Source organism: Pseudoxanthomonas fibrivorans (assembly GCF_041464125.1).
Taxonomy (GTDB): domain Bacteria; phylum Pseudomonadota; class Gammaproteobacteria; order Xanthomonadales; family Xanthomonadaceae; genus Pseudoxanthomonas.
On the sequence record NZ_JBGNUG010000001.1, the window covers coordinates 2,229,804 to 2,245,890 of the forward strand.

At 72.5% G+C, this 16,087-nt stretch carries 19 protein-coding genes; 7 read left to right on the plus strand and 12 right to left on the minus strand.

Features of this window, described 5'->3' with window-relative positions; genetic code table 11:
• Positions 1-14 precede the first annotated feature (14 nt).
• Complete coding sequence (rarD, locus tag ACA089_RS10315) at positions 15-920, minus strand: EamA family transporter RarD (RefSeq protein WP_372016496.1); 906 nt, start codon at positions 918-920, stop codon at positions 15-17.
• Positions 917-1,816 carry a drug/metabolite exporter YedA gene (gene yedA / locus ACA089_RS10320; protein WP_372016497.1) on the minus strand — a complete coding sequence of 300 codons (900 nt, stop codon included), beginning with the start codon at positions 1,814-1,816 and terminating at the stop codon, positions 917-919. The genes rarD and yedA overlap by 4 nt, the downstream gene beginning before the upstream one ends.
• Positions 1,817-1,999: 183 nt before the next feature.
• Between yedA and ACA089_RS10325 the strand changes: the two genes are divergently transcribed.
• Positions 2,000-2,572, plus strand: coding sequence for a DUF3016 domain-containing protein (locus tag ACA089_RS10325; protein WP_372016499.1), 573 nt, complete (start codon positions 2,000-2,002; stop codon positions 2,570-2,572).
• 1 nt (position 2,573) lies between these two features.
• Here ACA089_RS10325 and ACA089_RS10330 read toward each other — a convergent pair whose 3' ends face one another.
• Positions 2,574-2,978 (minus strand): baeRF12 domain-containing protein, encoded by a 405-nt coding sequence (locus ACA089_RS10330; RefSeq protein WP_372016501.1) that lies wholly within the window; start codon positions 2,976-2,978, stop codon positions 2,574-2,576.
• 179 nt (positions 2,979-3,157) lie between these two features.
• On the opposite strand from ACA089_RS10330, the gene msrB reads away from it, so the two are divergent.
• The 3 genes from msrB (at position 3,158) to ACA089_RS10345 (ending at position 4,935) form a co-directional block, all read left to right on the plus strand.
• Positions 3,158-3,622 (plus strand): peptide-methionine (R)-S-oxide reductase MsrB, encoded by a 465-nt coding sequence (gene msrB, locus ACA089_RS10335; protein WP_372016503.1) that lies wholly within the window; start codon positions 3,158-3,160, stop codon positions 3,620-3,622.
• Positions 3,623-3,685: 63 nt separating this feature from the next.
• Complete coding sequence (locus ACA089_RS10340; protein WP_372016504.1) at positions 3,686-4,060, plus strand: YciI family protein; 375 nt, start codon at positions 3,686-3,688, stop codon at positions 4,058-4,060.
• A gap of 92 nt (positions 4,061-4,152) precedes the next feature.
• Positions 4,153-4,935 carry a hypothetical protein gene (locus tag ACA089_RS10345; protein WP_372016506.1) on the plus strand — a complete coding sequence of 261 codons (783 nt, stop codon included), beginning with the start codon at positions 4,153-4,155 and terminating at the stop codon, positions 4,933-4,935.
• A gap of 10 nt (positions 4,936-4,945) precedes the next feature.
• On the opposite strand, the gene ACA089_RS10350 is transcribed toward ACA089_RS10345, so the two are convergent.
• From ACA089_RS10350 to ACA089_RS10380, 7 genes are all read right to left on the minus strand, one after another.
• On the minus strand, positions 4,946-5,293 hold the full coding sequence (locus ACA089_RS10350; RefSeq protein ID WP_372016508.1) for a hypothetical protein: 348 nt from the start codon (positions 5,291-5,293) through the stop codon (positions 4,946-4,948).
• Positions 5,294-5,414: 121 nt separating this feature from the next.
• Positions 5,415-6,188 carry a LytR/AlgR family response regulator transcription factor gene (locus ACA089_RS10355; protein ID WP_372016510.1) on the minus strand — a complete coding sequence of 258 codons (774 nt, stop codon included), beginning with the start codon at positions 6,186-6,188 and terminating at the stop codon, positions 5,415-5,417.
• Complete coding sequence (locus tag ACA089_RS10360; protein WP_372016512.1) at positions 6,181-7,473, minus strand: histidine kinase; 1,293 nt, start codon at positions 7,471-7,473, stop codon at positions 6,181-6,183. The genes ACA089_RS10355 and ACA089_RS10360 overlap by 8 nt, the downstream gene beginning before the upstream one ends.
• Before the next feature lie 151 nt (positions 7,474-7,624).
• On the minus strand, positions 7,625-7,942 hold the full coding sequence (locus ACA089_RS10365; RefSeq protein ID WP_372016514.1) for a hypothetical protein: 318 nt from the start codon (positions 7,940-7,942) through the stop codon (positions 7,625-7,627).
• Between the two features lie 186 nt (positions 7,943-8,128).
• Positions 8,129-9,316 carry a BaiN/RdsA family NAD(P)/FAD-dependent oxidoreductase gene (locus ACA089_RS10370; RefSeq protein WP_372016516.1) on the minus strand — a complete coding sequence of 396 codons (1,188 nt, stop codon included), beginning with the start codon at positions 9,314-9,316 and terminating at the stop codon, positions 8,129-8,131.
• A 10-nt stretch (positions 9,317-9,326) separates the two neighbouring features.
• Positions 9,327-9,881, minus strand: coding sequence for a YaeQ family protein (locus ACA089_RS10375; RefSeq protein ID WP_372016518.1), 555 nt, complete (start codon positions 9,879-9,881; stop codon positions 9,327-9,329).
• A gap of 138 nt (positions 9,882-10,019) precedes the next feature.
• A complete protein-coding gene (locus tag ACA089_RS10380; protein ID WP_372016519.1) occupies positions 10,020-10,229 on the minus strand; it encodes a hypothetical protein in 210 nt (69 codons plus the stop codon).
• A 258-nt stretch (positions 10,230-10,487) separates the two neighbouring features.
• On the opposite strand from ACA089_RS10380, the gene ACA089_RS10385 reads away from it, so the two are divergent.
• Positions 10,488-10,730, plus strand: coding sequence for a DUF3297 family protein (locus ACA089_RS10385; RefSeq protein ID WP_372016521.1), 243 nt, complete (start codon positions 10,488-10,490; stop codon positions 10,728-10,730).
• Between the two features lie 13 nt (positions 10,731-10,743).
• Here the strand turns inward: ACA089_RS10385 and ACA089_RS10390 are convergent, their stop codons facing one another.
• Positions 10,744-11,730, minus strand: a complete 987-nt coding sequence (locus ACA089_RS10390) for a hypothetical protein (protein WP_372016523.1) — start codon at positions 11,728-11,730, stop codon at positions 10,744-10,746.
• Positions 11,731-11,870: 140 nt separating this feature from the next.
• Here ACA089_RS10390 and ACA089_RS10395 point away from each other — a divergent pair, with 140 nt between their 5' ends.
• Positions 11,871-14,282, plus strand: coding sequence for a PAS domain-containing protein (locus ACA089_RS10395; RefSeq protein ID WP_372016525.1), 2,412 nt, complete (start codon positions 11,871-11,873; stop codon positions 14,280-14,282).
• Positions 14,283-14,326: 44 nt separating this feature from the next.
• Positions 14,327-14,695, plus strand: coding sequence for a response regulator (locus ACA089_RS10400; RefSeq protein ID WP_372016527.1), 369 nt, complete (start codon positions 14,327-14,329; stop codon positions 14,693-14,695).
• Positions 14,696-14,720: 25 nt separating this feature from the next.
• Here the strand turns inward: ACA089_RS10400 and fabV are convergent, their stop codons facing one another.
• Positions 14,721-15,926 (minus strand): enoyl-ACP reductase FabV, encoded by a 1,206-nt coding sequence (fabV, locus tag ACA089_RS10405; protein ID WP_372016529.1) that lies wholly within the window; start codon positions 15,924-15,926, stop codon positions 14,721-14,723.
• Between the last annotated feature and the right edge of the window lie 161 nt (positions 15,927-16,087).

Here is a 16,087-nt window from a genome sequence, read left to right on the forward strand (position 1 = left end):
CGACGGATCGGCGCTCAGCGCGCGCGCCGGCTCCGCCACAGGCCTTCGCCGGCGTACAGCGCCAGCCCCAGCCAGATCGCCCCGAAGCCCAGCGCGCGCGCGGTATCGAACGGTTCGTGGAAGAACCACACGCCCAGCAGCAGCTGCAGCGTCGGTGCGATGTACTGGAGCAGCCCGACCACGCTCAGCGGGATGCGCCGCACGCCGTAGGCGAAACCGATCAGCGGCACCGCGGTGACCACGCCGCCGAACACCAGCAGCAGGTCGATGCCCAGGCCCCAGCCGCCGGCGAACCCGCCGCCGTGGCCCGCCTCGGCCCACAGCACCCAGGCCAGCGACGGCAGGAACAGGTACAGGCTCTCCAGGCCGAGGCCGGCGACCGGGTCGACCGACACCAGCTTGCGCACCAGTCCGTACAGCCCGAACGAGGCGGCCAGGCCCAGCGCGATCCATGGCGGCGAGCCGGCGCTGGCCGTCAGCCACGCCACGCCGGCCGCCGCGCAGCCGACCGCGATCCACTGCAGCCGGCGCAGGCGTTCGTGCAGCACCAGTACGCCCAGCACCACGTTGACCAGCGGGTTGATGAAGTAGCCCAGGCTGGTCTCGACCACGTGGCCGGCGTTGACCGCCCAGATGTACAGGCCCCAGTTGAACGCGATCAGCACCGCGCTCAGCGCCAGCGCCGGCAGCGCGCGCGGTTGCGCGGCGAGCGCGCGCAACCAGCCCCAGCCGCTGCGCAGCAGCAGCCAGCCGACCACCAGCAGTGCGCTCCACACCACCCGGTGCGCCATGATCTGCAGCGCCGGCACCGCCTTGAGCAGGTGCCAGTAGACCGGGACCACGCCCCAGATGACGAAGGTGCCGGCGGTGACCGCCAGGCCGCGCCGGTCGATGCCGGCGCCGGCGCCCGCCGGGCTCATCGGCGCAGGACCTTGGCCAGGGTGATGATCACCACGCCCGCCAGGATCACCGCCATCGCGCCGAAGTCGTGCGCGGTGAAGCGCTCGCCGGCCAGCCACGCGCCCAGTGCGACCGCGATCGCCGGGTTGACGTAGGCATAGCTGCTCACCAGCGCCGGGCGCACGTGGTGCAGCAGCCAGACATAGGTGCTGAAGGCGATGATCGAGCCGAACACGGCCAGGTAGGCCAGCGCCAGGGTGCCGTGCAGGGTCGGCACGGCGTCGAAGCGCTCGCCGCGCAGCGCGCCGGCGACCACGATCATCACGCCGCCGCACAGCATCTGCCCGGCCGCGGCCATGAACGGCGACGGCAGGTCGCGTCCGCGCGACCACACCGAGCCGAACGCCCAGCCCAGCGGCGCCACCAGCAGCATGACCAGGCCGGTCGGGCTGGCGTTGAGGCTGCTGCCGGCATTGAGCCAGACCACGCCGGCGAAGCCGATCGCGATGCCCGCCCACTCGGCACGGCTGGGCCGCTGCCCGAACATCATCCCGAACACGCCCATCCACAACGGCACGGAGGCCACCGCGACCGCGGCCAGCCCGGAGGAGACGTGCTGCTCGGCCAGCACCACCAGGCCGTTGCCCAGCAGCAGCAGCATCAGGCCCATGGCCACCAGGTTGCGCCACTGCGCGGGGGTCGGCGCCGGCACCCCGCGCCAGCGCAGGAAGGCGTACATCGCGCCGCCGGCGAGCACGAAGCGTGATCCGGAGACCGCCAGCAGGGGCGGCCAGCCGCCTTCCAGCGCGAAGCGGATCGCTAGGTAGGTGGAGCCCCAGACCACGTAGACGATGGCCAAGGCGACGACGACGGCCAGGCCGGCGGCGCGTGCCGGGGCCTGTGCGGAGACGGACATGGGGGCCAAACCGCGGGGGAACGGCTGCAGATTCTAATCCAGCGTCGCGCGCGGGACCGGGCGGCCGTTGGTGTTTCAGCGTTGCAGCGGCGCGCCTGAAGCACCGGCAACGGCGGGCGCATCCGGCTTCACGCCCGCCGGCTGCCGGGCGCAGAATCGATGCAGTTCCCGAGGAGCACCGCCATGCGCCCGCTCGTCCTTACCGCCCTGCTCGCCGGTTTCGCGCTGGCCATGCCCGCCGAGGCCGCGCGCCGGGTCACCGATCCGGAGCTGCCGCGCAGCCTTCCGGCCGAAGGCAGCGTCAGCGTCGACTGGACCGACCCGGCCCGGTTCTCCGACCTGCGCTTCAGCAACAACCGCTGGGAAGCCCAGCAGGGCGACTGGGTCACCACCCTCGCCCGCCACCTGCAGGACAGTGCGGCCCGGCGCCTGCCGGCCGGCCAGCAGATGGCCGTGACCATCACCGACATCCAGCGCGCCGGCCGCTACGAACCATGGGCCGGGATCAACTACAGCCACGTGCGGGTGATGCGCGACGTGTATCCGCCGCGGATGACCCTGAACGTGCGCATCACCGGCGCCGACGGGCAGGTCCTGGCCGAGGGCGAGCGCAAGCTCGCGGACATGAGCTACCTGCAGAGCACGATGCCCACCGACACCGACAACCTGCGTTTCGAGAAGCGGATGATCGACGACTGGCTGCGTCGCGAACTTCCGGCGTCGCCGCCGGCCGTGGCCAGCGGCGACGCGCCCTGAGTCAGAACTCCGGGGCCAGCGCCCGCTCGATCTGCTCGCGCGGCACGTTGGTGTAGTTCTTGGGGAGTTCGGCGACCACGCGGTTGCGCGCTTCGCCATGGAGCAGCGGGCGGATCTGGCCCAGGGTCTGCGGGTCGGCCGCCAGCACCAGGTGCTCGTAGCGGCCGCCCAGCGCGGCCTGGTTGAGGTGCTGGGCCAGCTGCCGGGCGAACGAGGCCTCCTCGGCTTCGCGCGCCGGGACGTCCGCCGGCATCACCGAGGGCATCACGCCTTCGGCCGGGTCGAGCACCAGCGCCTCCTCCTGGTGCAGCAGCACCGCGCCGTTCTCGCCGCCGACGTTGCGGAACAGGCGCGCCGAGGCGCCGTCGGCCACCAGCACCCAGGTTTCACGGGGGATCCTGCGCATGGGCTCTCCTCTTGTGGGGGTCGGGCCCGAAGGTAGGAAGGCCGGTGTTAGCGCGCCGCGCACGGTTCGTCAGGATTCCGTGGAACGGCCCGGGCTTGCGATGCGCGGGCGGCGCCACCATTCCATGGGGGCCGGTCGTGCATCATCGACCCCCACGTTCCCGCGCCGACGGAGCCGCCATGAGCCGATTCGACCTCACCCCGCCCACCCCGTCGCAGCGCGATGCGCTGGTCGCCGGCCTGTCTCCGGACGAACGCCGCGTGCTGCTGCAGCACGGCACCGAGGCGCCGTTCTGCGGCGTGTTCCTCGACAACAAGCGCGAGGGGACCTACTGCTGCCGCCTGTGCGGGTTGCCGCTGTTCCGGTCGAGCACCAAGTTCGATTCCGGCACCGGCTGGCCGAGCTTCTTCGCCCCCTACGACGAGTCCCACGTCGGCCGGATCCGCGACACCAGCCACGGCATGATCCGCACCGAGATCGTGTGCGCGCGCTGCGGCAGCCACCTGGGCCATGTGTTCCCGGATGGCCCGCCGCCGACGCACGAGCGGCACTGCCTGAATTCGGTGTCGCTGGCCTTCGTCGAGGACGGCCACGACCTGACCGACCCGCTGCACCGCGCCGGCGCGGACGCCGGGCCTGCCTGACCGCGCTCCGCGGACCCGGCGGTCGTTTACCATCCCGGTTCCGCATCGCGAGGACGCACGCGCATGAAGTACCTGCTGCTGGTGTACACCGATCCGTCCCTGCTCGAGGCGCTGCCGCCGCAGGACTACGACGCGCACATGCAGGGCTGCATCCGCAAGGCCGACGCGCTGCATGCCGAGGGCACGCTGCTGGGCAGCAACAAGCTGGAGCCGGCGGCGCAGGCCCGCACCGTGCGCGTGCGCGATGGTCGCGCCAGCGTCTACGACGGGCCGTTCGCCGAGACCAAGGAGGTCCTGGCCGGCTACAACCTGGTCGAGGCCGACTCGATGGAAGAGGCGGTCGAACTGGCCAAGCAGTTCCCGTGGGCGCGCTACGGCAGCATGGAAGTCCGTCCGGTCTCCGACATGGACGCCGAGCGCGCGCGCGTGGGCGCCTGACGCAGGCGTGACGGCCCGGTGAGCGGGCGGTTCACGCCGCCTGCGCAGGCGGCGCTGCTAGCGTGCCGGCTCCCGAACGCTGGAGTTCCGCCATGCGCCTGCTGGTCCTGCTGTTCGCCCTGGCGATGCCGGTGGTGTCGTGGCTGTCGCAGTCGGGTGCCTTCGGCCCCGACAACGGCACCATCTCCGACCGCTATCCGACGCTGCTGGTCGCCGCCGGCTACGCGTTCTCGATCTGGGGCCTGATCTTCCTGCTCGACGTGTTCTATGCGGCATGGCAGCTGGGCGGGCGGCGCCGCGCCGATCCCCTGCTCGGTCGCATCGCCCCGGCCACGGCCGCGGGGTTCGCGCTCACCGCGCTGTGGATGCCGCTGTTCTCGCTGGGCCTGTTCGGCGTGTGCCTGCTGGTGATCTTCGGCGCGCTGGCGTGCCTGGCGTGGGCGGCGCTGCAGATCGCGCGCGCGCCGGCCACGGAAGGCGGACGGGTGTGGGCCTGGCTGCCGCTGTCGCTGCACGCCGGCTGGCTGTCGCTGGCCGGCTTCCTCAACCTGGCCCAGGCCGCCCTGGCCTACGGTTGGACCCGGCCCGACGCGCAGCTCGCCGCCAGCCTGCTGCTGTTCCTGCTCGCGGCCGTGCTGCTGCTCGAACTCAACCGGCGCATGCGCGGCAACCTGGCCTATGCCGCGGCCGCGCTGTGGGGCCTGGCCGCGGTGTGGGTCGAGCAGTCGCGTTCGCCGCTGCCGGGCGCGGAGACCGCGGCCCCGGTGGCGGTGGCGATCGCCGTGGTCCTGCTGCTGCAGACCGCATGGCTCTACTGGCGTCGACCCCGCCGAGGCATCCCGGTCGCCCGCCACGACGCACAGCCATTGCGCTGACTCGCACCGCTCAACGGCAGGTGGCGGCATCTGCGGTGGCGACGCAGTGGCCGAACCCGGCCGGCAAGCCCTCGACCCGATGCCGCTGGCCCACGGCCAGCGCGAACGCATCGAGCGGCCGCCGCTGGCAGTCGCCGGTCACCCCTGGCGTGCCGCACCGCTCTTCGTAGAGCCGGTAATGGCATCGGCCGCTGGCGCTGCCGAAGCATTCGAACGTGGCCGCGCCGTCGAGCACGGTGGCCTTGCTGAACACCGCGCCTTCGCCGGGCCCGGCAATGCGGGTGATGCGGGTGGTACCCGTCACCTCCCCGCCCAGCAGTGCCAGCAGGCAGGACAGCAGCGTGGTCAGCAGATGCATGGCACACCTCGTGGCCGGCGCAGGGACTGCGCGCCCTGGGCAGTGGGTGGAGGCCGCGGCAAGCCGCGGCCCGGGGCTCTTTACTGGATGCCGGCCGTGGCCGGAGGGTCGCAGCGGACGGCTACATGCCGCGGAACAGGGCCATGAACGGCACGCTGACCGGCAGCGTCTCGCTGCGGCCCTTCAGCTTCAGCGTGCCCTTGCCGGAGTCGTCGCGAACCACCGAGGCCACCGCCTTGAGGTTGACGATGGTGGACCGGTGGACCTGGCGGAACTGGTGCGGGTCCAGCGCCTCGAGCAGCTCCTTCAGCGGCGTGCGCAGCAGCGCCTCGCCCTCGGCGGTCACCACCACGGTGTACTTGCTGTCGGCCCGGAAGTAGGCGACCTCGTCGAGCATGATCAGCTTCGTCTCGCGGCCGCTGTTGGCGGTGATCCAGGCCAGCGGCGGCGCGCTCGCCGCCGGCTCGGCCGGGCGCTGGGACAGGTGCCGCAGCAACGCATCGAGCGTGGCCTGGTCGGGCCGGCCCGCGGCTGCCCGCGCCTGTACCCGCTGCACCGTGGCCTGCAGCCGCTCGCGCGAAATCGGCTTGAGCAGGTAGTCGACCGCGCCCTTCTCGAACGCGTCGATCGCGTACTGGTCGTAGGCGGTGACGAACACCACCTGGGTACGCGGGCTGACGTCGGCCAGCGCCGCGGCGACCTCGATCCCGGTCAGGCCGGGCATGCGGATGTCGAGGAAGGCCACGTCCGGCTTGTGCTCGGCGATGGCTTCCAGCGCGCTGGCACCGTCCTCGCATTCGGCCACGATCCGCAGCCCCGGCCAGACCTCGCCCAGCTGCAGCAGCAGCGAGGTGCGCAGCAGCTCCTCGTCTTCGGCGACGACGCACTCAAACATGGGACGCCTCCCCCGGAACCGGCGGCGGCACCGCGGCGCCCGACAGCGAAGGCGGCAGCGGCAGGGTGAGCGTGGCGGCGACGCCGCTGGGGAAGTTGGACACGATGGAGAAGGACGCGCGCTCGCCGTAGGTCAGGCGCAGGCGCTCGCGCAGGTTCTTCAGGCCGATGCCCGAACCCGAGCACGATCCCCCGGCGGCGTTGCCGAAGCCCTGCCCGTCGTCGGCGATGGTGACGGTGGCATGGTCCTCGAAGCGGCGCGCCAGGATCCATACCGTGCCGCCGCCGGGCTTGGGCTCCAGGCCGTGCTTGATCGCGTTCTCGACCAGGGTCTGCAGCATCATCGACGGCAGCTGCAGCGCCTTCAACGCCTCGGGCACCTCCACCTGCAGGTCGAGCCGGGCGCCCATGCGGATCTTGAGGATCTCCAGGTAGGCGCGGGTGCGCTCCAGCTCCTCGCCGAGGGTGGACAGGGTGTCGTGCTCGCGTGGCAGCGAACGGCGCAGGTACTGGATCAGGTGGCCGAGCATCTCGTCCGCGCGCGGCGGGTCGGTGCGGGCCAGCACCTGGGCGTTGGCCAGGGTGTTGTAGAGGAAGTGCGGCTCGACCTGCGCCTGCAGCAGGTTCAGCCGGGCCACGGTGAGCGCGTTGTCGGTGGCGCTGCGCTCGGCCTGGGCCTGCTCGTCGCGGCGCTGCTCGGCCACGCGGCGGGTGAGCGAACGCTGCAGCGCCTCGGCGTTCTCGTAGCTGGTGCCCTCGTCGAGCGCGAACAGGTCCACCCAGTGCGGCGCGTCGGGCTCGCACAGCAGGGTCGCGCTGCTGGTGCCGTCGCCCGGCACCACCGTGGCCAGCACCCGGTCGCGGGTGATGGCGAAGCGCGCCAGCAGGTTCCAGCGCGAGGGCTGGGTCCCGCCGAACGGATCGGTCCGGCGCACCTTGGCCCGCACCTGCAGGCTGCCGCGCGAGGCCTCGATGTCCTCCACCCTCGGCAGCTCCCGCACCGCCGCCTCGACCAGGTCGAAGGCGGTCCCGGCATCGAGCGGCAGCTCGATCCGGCGCTGCTGGTGGTTGCTCAGCACCGCCGCATCGAGCCGGCCGGCGGCCAGGCGCACGCGGCGCAGGTGGGTCACGGCACCGAGCATGGCCAGGGTCATCGAGCCCAGGGCCAGCAGCCAGAAGATGCCACCGACCCCGTCGAACAGGCCGGCCCAGACGAAACCGGTGAGCAGGATCGCCACCGCCCAGGCGAACAGGATGCGCAGGATCAGGAACAGGCTGGAGGACACGGGTGCACCGGTAGCGTTTCAGGTGCCGCGGAGCATAGCCCTCCGGCGCCGGCGCGGAAGCCGGTGTACGACGAAACCGGGGATCGGCCGACGGAACGCGGCGCCGCCGCACCGGCGGCGGCCGGGATGCGCGTCCCGGGCCGCGTTCGCGCTACAGGGTGGCGGCCGCCCCGTCGTGTTCCCGGATCCGCGACCAGGCGCGTTCGAACACGGTGCCGGCCTCGTCCTCGGTGAGCACGCTGGCGAGGACGTCGTCGCGCTGCAGGTACAGGCGCAGGGCCTCCTCGCGCGGGGCGCGGGGATGGTTGAGGTACACGTCGTAGGCCGCCCCGAGCACCGGCCAGTAGCGCGCGAAGCTGCGCATCGCCCGCGCGCGCGGCAACCCGTGGTAGCGCTGCCGCCAGTGTTCGCGCTCGCGGTCGATGTCGATCACCACCGCGTGCCGCGGCGCCCGTTGCAAGTCATCCATTGCCTGCCGTCCATCGCTCGCCGGCATCCGCCGGCCACTCACCCCTGCAGGAAAGGAGGATTCCAGCGATGGCGTCGCCAGGTGGTGAAAGGCGCGCCGCCGCGGTGAAGCGTTCAGTTGGTCATGCAACGGATGTCGCATTCATGCACGACGGGACTCCGCGTGCCTGGCGTCGCGCATGCGCGCTCACACCGCCTGGCCGGCGGCGTGGCCCGACGCCCACGCCCACTGGAAGTTGTAGCCGCCGAGCCAGCCGGTGACATCGAGCACCTCGCCGATGAAGTACAGGCCGGGCACGTGCCGCGACTGCATCGTGCTGGACGACACCCCGTCGGTATCCACGCCGCCGAGGGTGACCTCCGCGGTGCGGTAGCCCTCGGTGCCGCTGGCCACCAGCGGCCAGGCGGCGAGCACGCCGGCAGCCTCGCGCAGCTGCGGCGCGTCGTACTGGCGCATCGGCCGGTTCGGCAGCCACAGTTCGCACAGGCGCTGGGCGAAGCGGCGCGGCAGCGCCTCGGCGAGCACCGTCTTCAGTTCCGCGTCGGGGCGCTGCTTCTGCTGCGCGCGCAGCCATTCGTGCGCGTCGCGGCCGGGCAGCAGGTCCAGCTGCAGCGTGTCGCCGGGCTGCCAGTAGGAGGAGATCTGCAGGATCGCCGGGCCGCTGACCCCGCGATGGGTGAACAGCAGCGCTTCGCGGAAGGCGCGTCCGTTGCAGCGCGCCTCCACGTCCAGGGCGACGCCGGACAGGTCGTGCAGCCGTTCCTGGTGGCGGCCGCTGAGGGTGAGCGGCACCAGCCCGGCGCGGGTGGGCAGCACGGCGTGGCCGAACTGCCGCGCCAGTTCGTAGCCGAAGCCGCTCGCGCCCAGGCTCGGGATCGACAGGCCGCCGCTGGCCACCACCAGCGCCGGCGCGGCGAACGATCCCTGCACCGTGCGCAGGCGGAAGCCACCACCGTCGGCGTGCTCGACCCGCTCGATCGCGCATTGCGTGCGGACGTCCACCCCGGCCGCGGCGCACTCGTCCAGCAGCATCTTCACGACCAGCTTGGACGACACGTCGCAGAACAGCTGGCCCAGGGTCTTCTCGTGGTAGGCGATGCGGTGGCGCTCGACCAGGTCGATGAAATGCGCCGGCGTGTAGCGCGCCAGCGCCGACTTGCAGAAGTGGGGGTTGGCCGACAGGTAGTTGGCCGGCGTGGTGCCGGTGTTGGTGAAGTTGCAGCGGCCGCCGCCGGACATCAGGATCTTCTTGCCGACCTTGTTGGCATGCTCGACCACCAGCACGCGACGACCGCGCCCGCCGGCGGTCAGCGCGCACATCAGCCCGGCGGCGCCGGCGCCGACGACGATTGCGTCGTACGACTGGGTGGCCATGCCGGGCGAGTCAGGACGCCGGCGTGCCCATGCGCACCACCGGCTGCACCACCGTCTCGGCGCCGTCGGCCTCCAGCAGCTGCACCTCGCCGTCCTGGACCATCACGGTGAAACGCATGCCGCGGGCATAGCGCGCCGCCAGCGCGTCGACCTGCGCGGCGGGCAGGTCGAGCACCCGCAGGTTGCCGTGGCGGGCCAGCGCCTGGCCGTTCTTCTCCCACCACAGGTCGGCGGCGCGGCCGCCGTAGTTCACGACCACGACTTCCCGGGAACGGCCGCAGGCCTTGCGGATCCGCGATTCGTCCGGCTGGCCCAGCTCGATCCAGCGCTCGACGTCGCCGGTGTAGTCGCGCTGCCACAGGTCCGGGTCTTCGTCGGTGCTCAGGCCGCGGCCGAATTCCAGCCGCTCGTCGGCGAACAGGGCGAACGCCAGCAGGCGCACCATCAGCCGCTCGTCGGTCTCGGACGGGTGCTGGGCCAGGGTCAGCGGATGGGTGGCGTAGTAGTGCCGGTCCATGTCGCTGATCTGCAGCTCGGCACGGACGACGGTGGCCTTGAGCGCCATGGGGTACCTGCGGGATGCCGGCGGTGCCGGAGGGACGCGCATGATACGCGGGGACGGCGAAGCCGGTCCCCGGTGCGGCCTGCCCGCTCTTCGAACCGCCGGCCAGCAGCGGGTGCCGGCGGCCCGTGTGCGCGGCGCTCAGCCTTCGATCGCGTGCGCCGCCTCGCACGATGCCCGTCGCCGGGAGCCACCCGCGGCCGCCATCGAGGCGGCGTCACGGAATGCGCGAGCGCGCTCCTCGTTGGTGAACGCATCCGGCGTCGTGCCGGGCGGCGCGTGCTGGATGGACAGGAAGGCGAGCGGACCGAAACCGGCGCTGGAAGCGGTGCGATCGACGAGGTCGTTCATGTGGAGTCCCCTGGAGGTGTCCGTTCCGCGGGCGCCGCCCCCGGCTTTCGCTGCCGGCAGGCACGCACCGCCGCAGGGATGGCCCCGCTGGAGCGTGATGCTGTGGCCGCGCCCGCGAAACCGGAGTGAACGCCAGCGCGGCCACGCGCTTCACCACGACCAACGCGGTGGCCGGTGCGCCGAGGCCATGCCGCCGCCGGCCGCGCCCGGTATGCTTGCCACCCCGCCGGCCGTGCCGGCCGCACCTGACGCACTCCGATGAGCGACACGCCTCCCGACCGACTGGCCATGGACCCGCGCAGCCCGTACCACGACGCCGCCCTGCTCGACCGCGGCGTCGGCGTGCGCTTCAACGGCCAGGAGCGCGACAACGTCGAGGAATACTCGGTGAGCGAAGGCTGGATCCGGGTCCAGGTCGGCCGCTCCCGAGATCGCCGCGGCAACCCGATGACGATCAAGGTCAAGGGCGTCGTCGAGCCGTACTTCATCAAGCAGGACTGATCCGCAGGGCGCCTCACCCCGCGCAGCCGGCCATCTGCCGGTCCGCGTACCACAGCGCGCGCCGGGCCATGTCGTAGGCGCCGTTGGCGACGTTGGGCAGCATGTGCTCGGCGCGCACCGGGTCGGCCCCGCTGGCGAAGGCCGCCTCGGCCTTCTGCAGTTCGTCCAGGTGCGCCAGCAGCGGCTGCATCAGCCGCTGCAGCCGCGCGCGGTCGCAGCGCGCGTAGGCCGTTTCCAGCGCCGCGACCTGTTCGCGGATGCGCCGGCTGGCTTCGCCGTCCAGTCCCGGCGCGGGCTGGTAGCTGATCGGCGCGGCCTTGTAGGCGTCGCCGGTGGCCTCGCTGCCGAGGTCGGCGCGCCGTTCGTGGCGCGCCGGGTTGAAGCGCACCTCCGGCGATGGCCGGGCCTGCGCGTGCTGGATGTCGCCACCGAACAGGAACTCGGCGATCTTGCGCTGCGCACGCGCGATCTGCTGGGCCACCACGTCGGCGGCGTCGCCGTCGCTGACCCAGTCCCTGGCGAAGCGCGTTCCGCGCACTTCCACCGGGTTCGGCCGCTGCAGCAGGCGCGCGGACCGGCCATCGGGCGCGGGCGCCGTGCCCGGCGGAGGCGCCGATGGCGTCCACCGGTCCGAGGGAGCCACTGGAACCTGCACGCGCCCGTCCGCGTCGTACAGGACCAGCGGGCCGGGCGCCGGAGCGCCGGCGGCCGGTGCCGCCACCGGCGCGGGGAGCGGCGCCTGCCCGGGCGCGGGCGTCGACACCGCCGGCGTCGCGATGTCGACGGGAAGTGGCGGCGGTGGCGCAGGGCGTGGCGCCGCGGCCGGAACCTGCGTGGAGAACACCAGTTGCACGCGCGGTCCTTCGGCCGTGGACACCGGCGGACGCGGCAGGCCGCCCAGCAGGCGCCCCGCCAGCGCAAGCAGCAGCGCGGTGCCCGCCAGCGCCACCGCGCGGACCGTGGCCTCGTCATGCCATGTCGATGTGCTGGCCTGCGACACGGGCGGGGGCGGCGTCCTGTTCCCTGAGGCCCCGGATGACCACCGGCGCCCGGGCGAGTTCCCCACGTTGCGCACGCCCGCGCGTCCCCGTTCACGGGGCGGATATGCCAGCATGGTCGCGACCCCACGTGCAGACGCCCATGGCCGACACCGTCCCGATGCCGCCCACCGGCCTTGAATTCCTGCACGGCGACGCCCTCATGGCCCGGCGCATCGCCGCGCACGACTGGTCGGCGCATCCGCTGGGCCCGCCGGCGCACTGGCCCGCGGAGCTGAAGACCACCCTGTCGATCATGCTCGGCTCGCGCTTCGCCATGTGCGTGGGCTGGGGGCCGGAGCTGCTGCTGTTCTACAACGACCCGTACATGCGGGTGCTCGGCGCGAAGGAACCGGCGGCGCTGGGCCGGCCGATCCCGCAGGTGTGGTCGGAACTGTGGGACGACATCCGTCCGTTGGCGGAAACGGCGCTGTCGGGGACCGCGACCTGGGTCGAGGACATGCACCTGCGCATGCAGCGGCACGGGTTCCCGGAAGATACCTGGTGGACCTTCACCTATACCCCGGTGCGCGATCCGCACGGGCGGGTGCTGGCCATGCTCAACGTGACCCACGAGACCACGCGCCGGGTCCTGACCGAGCGCCGGCTGGCGAGCGAGAACGAACGCCTGGCGCGCATGTTCGAACTCTCGCCCACGTTCATGGCGATGCTGCGCGGGCCGGAACACCGCTTCGAGTTCGCCAACGCCAGCTACCGGCGGGTGGTCGGCGACCGCGACGTGGTCGGCAAGACGGTCTCCGAGGCGCTGCCGGACGCGGCCGAGCAGGGCTGGGTCGGCGTCCTCGATGCGGCCTACGGCTCGGGCGAGCCGTTCGTGGCCAGCGGCGCGGTGTTCCTGGAGCGGGCCACGCCCGACGGCCCGGTCAACGAACGCCACCTCGACTTCGTCTACCAGCCCGTCCGCGATGCCGATGGCAGGATCGACGGCATCTTCGTCACCGGCGTCGACGTGACCGCGCGCGCGCGCAGCGAGTCCGACCTGCGTCGCCGCGAGGGCGAGCTGCAGGCGCTCAACCACGACCTGGAACGCCAGGTCGCCGAGCACGCCGAGGAACGCTCGCTGACCTGGCAGGTCACGCCCGACATGCTCGGCGTGCTCAACCGCGACGGCGTGCTGGAGAAGACCAATCCCGCCTGGCAGCGCGCGCTGGGCTGGACCAGCGCCGAGCTCGCCGCGCGCCCGGCGCGCGACCTGGTCCACCCGGACGACCTGCCGGCGGTGATGGAGGCGCGGACGCGGCTGCACGCCGGCGAACCGCTGCTGGGCTTCGAGTGCCGCATGCGCACGCCCGCCGGCGAATACCGCACCCTGTCGTGGGTGGCCTCGCCGGAAGGCGGCAAGTTCTACTGCAGCGCCCGCGACGTGACCGAGATCAACGCGGCCACCCGCGCGCTGGCCGATTCGCAGGCCCAGCTGCGCAGCCTGTTCGAGACCAGCTACCAGCTGCAGGGACGCTGCGCGCTCGACGGCACCCTGGAGGACGCCAACCGCACCGCGCTGGACGCCATCGACGGCGAACTCGAGGACGTGGTCGGGCGGCCGGTGTGGGACACGCCGTGGTTCACCGCCACCCCGGGCATGCCGGAGTGGGTGCGCGGGGCGTTCATGCGCGTGCGTGCCGGCGAGCCGGTGCGCGAGGAAGTCACCGTGCAGCTGCCGACCGGCCTGCGCAGCTTCGACCTGTCGCTGCGTCCGCTGTACGACGCCGCGGGCGCGATCAGCGCGGTGGTGCCCGAAGCGCTGGACATCACCGAGCGCCGCGCCACCGAGGAGGCGCTGCGCCAGTCGCAGAAGCTGGAGGCGATGGGCCAGCTCACCGGCGGGGTGGCGCACGACTTCAACAACCTGCTGACCCCGATCATGGCCGCGCTGGAACTGGCCGGCGACCCGCACGCCAACCCGGAGCGGCGCTCGCGCACCCTCGCCGTCGCCCGGCAGTCGGCCGAGCGCGCGGCGATGCTGGTGCAGCGGCTGCTCGCCTTCGCGCGGCGCCAGCCGCTGCAGACCGCCGAGGTCGACGTCGGCGTGCTGGTGGCCGGGATCGGCGAGCTGCTGCGCAGCAGCTTCGACCCGCGCATCCGCATCGAGGCGGGGGTCGAGCCCGGCCTGCCGCACGCCCACGCCGACGGCAACCAGCTGGAGATGGCCCTGCTCAACCTGGGCGTGAACGCGCGCGACGCGATGCCCGACGGCGGCACGCTCACCGTGGCCGCCCGCAGCGCGGCGCTGGCCACGGGCGAGGATGCGAGCCTGCCGGCCGGACGCTACGTGGTGATCACCGTGGCCGACACCGGCCTGGGCATGGACGCGGCGACGCGGGCGCGGGCGATCGAGCCGTTCTTCACCACCAAGGGTCCCGGCAAGGGCACCGGCCTGGGCCTGTCGATGGTCCACGGGCTGGCCTCGCAGCTGGGCGGACGCCTGCGCATCGACAGCAGCCCCGGCCGCGGGACCACCGCGGAACTGTGGCTGCCGGCGGCCGATCGCGTATAGGCTTCACCGCCCGGAGCGACGACCAGCAAACGAGGAACACCGGCATGGCTTCCAACACTTTCCCGCGCGGTCCGGCCCTGGTCGTGGACGACGACCCCGGGGTGCGCATGTGCACCGCCGACGTGCTGGCCGACATGGGCTACGAGGTGGTCGAGGCTGGCAGCGCCGAGGAGGCCCTGCGCGCCGTCGACGGCGGGCTGGTGCCGGTGCTGATGGTCACCGACCAGCTGATGCCCGGCATGTCCGGCGCGGCCCTGGCCCGGGAGGTGGTTTCCCGGCATCCGCGGACCCGCGTGATCGTGGTCTCCGGCTACACCGACGTGGAACTGGATCCGGGCCTGGTGCTGCTGGGCAAGCCGTTCCGCCTGAAGGAACTGCGCGACTGCGTGGAGGCGGCGACCGCGCAGGCCTGAGCCGGCGCGGACGCCACCGCGGCGATCACTCGCCGGTCATGTCCACCACGTCGAACGCCGCCACCGGGTCGACCTCGGCGTCGTAGTCCACGTCGTCGCGCTCGAAGCCGAACAGTTTCAGGAAGTCGTGCTTGTAGCTGGCGTAGTCGGTGACCTGCGACAGGTTCTCGGTGGTCACCGTCGGCCACAGGTCGCGGCAGGCCTGCTGCACGTCGTCGCGCAGCTCGCGGTCGTCCAGGCGCAGGCGGTTGGACTCGTCGGCCGGCGGCGGGTCGGCCGCGTACAGGTGCTCGCGGAAGGTGCGCTCGAGCTGCTCGATCGTGCCTTCGTGCAGGCCCTTCTCCTTCATGATCCGGTAGACGATGGCGATGTACAGCGGCATCACCGGGATCGCCGCGCTGGCCTGGGTCACCACCGACTTGAGCACCGCGACATTGCCCTGGCCGCCGCCGGGCTTGAGCGCGGCGTCGATCGCGTGCGCGGCGCGGTCGAGGTCTTCCTTGGCCTTGCCCAGCGCGCCATGCCAGTAGATCGGCCAGGTGATCTCGGTGCCGATGTAGCTGAAGGCCACGGTCTTGGCGTCGGGCGCGAGCACGCCCGCCTTGGACAGCGCGTCGATCCACAGCTCCCAGTCCTGCCCGCCCATCACGGTGATGGTGTCGGCGATCTCCTGCCCGGTGGCCGGCTCGACCGTGGCCTGGATGATCTGGTCGCGGTTGGTGTCCACCGCGGTGGCCTGGTACGGCTGGCCGATCGGCTTGAGCGCCGAGCGCTTCAGCTCGCCGGTATCGGGCAGGCGGCGCACCGGCGAGGCCAGCGAGTAGACCACCAGGTCGATCGGGCCGCCCATCTCGCGGGCCAGCTCGATCGCCTTGTCGCGCACCTCGTTGGAGAACGCGTCGCCGTTGATCGAACGGCTCCACAGGCCGGCCTGCTTGGCGTAGCGGTCGAACGCGGCCGAGTTGTACCAGCCCGGGTTGCCCGGCTTCTTCTCGGTGCCCGGCTTCTCGAAGAACACGCCCAGGGTGGCGGCGCCGTAGCCGAACGCGGCGGTGATGCGCGCGGCCAGGCCATAGCCGGTCGAGGATCCGATCACCAGCACCCGCTTCGGCCCGTCGCTGCGCACGCCCTGCGACTGCACGTAGCGGATCTGGTCCAGCACGTTCCTGTCGCAGCCCACGGGGTGGGCGGTGGTGCAGATGAAGCCTCGGACTTTGGGATGGATGACCACGCGGACTCTCTCGGAAGCGAAGGGGAGCGCATGCGCGGGGCGCCTGCGGAGCGGCACAGTCTAAGTCCACCGGCCGGCAAACGACCCTTCCGGGGCGTATGGATGCGCCCGCGGCGGCGCATGGATGGACGGAGGCCCCGTCCCCACGTCACGAGGCGCGG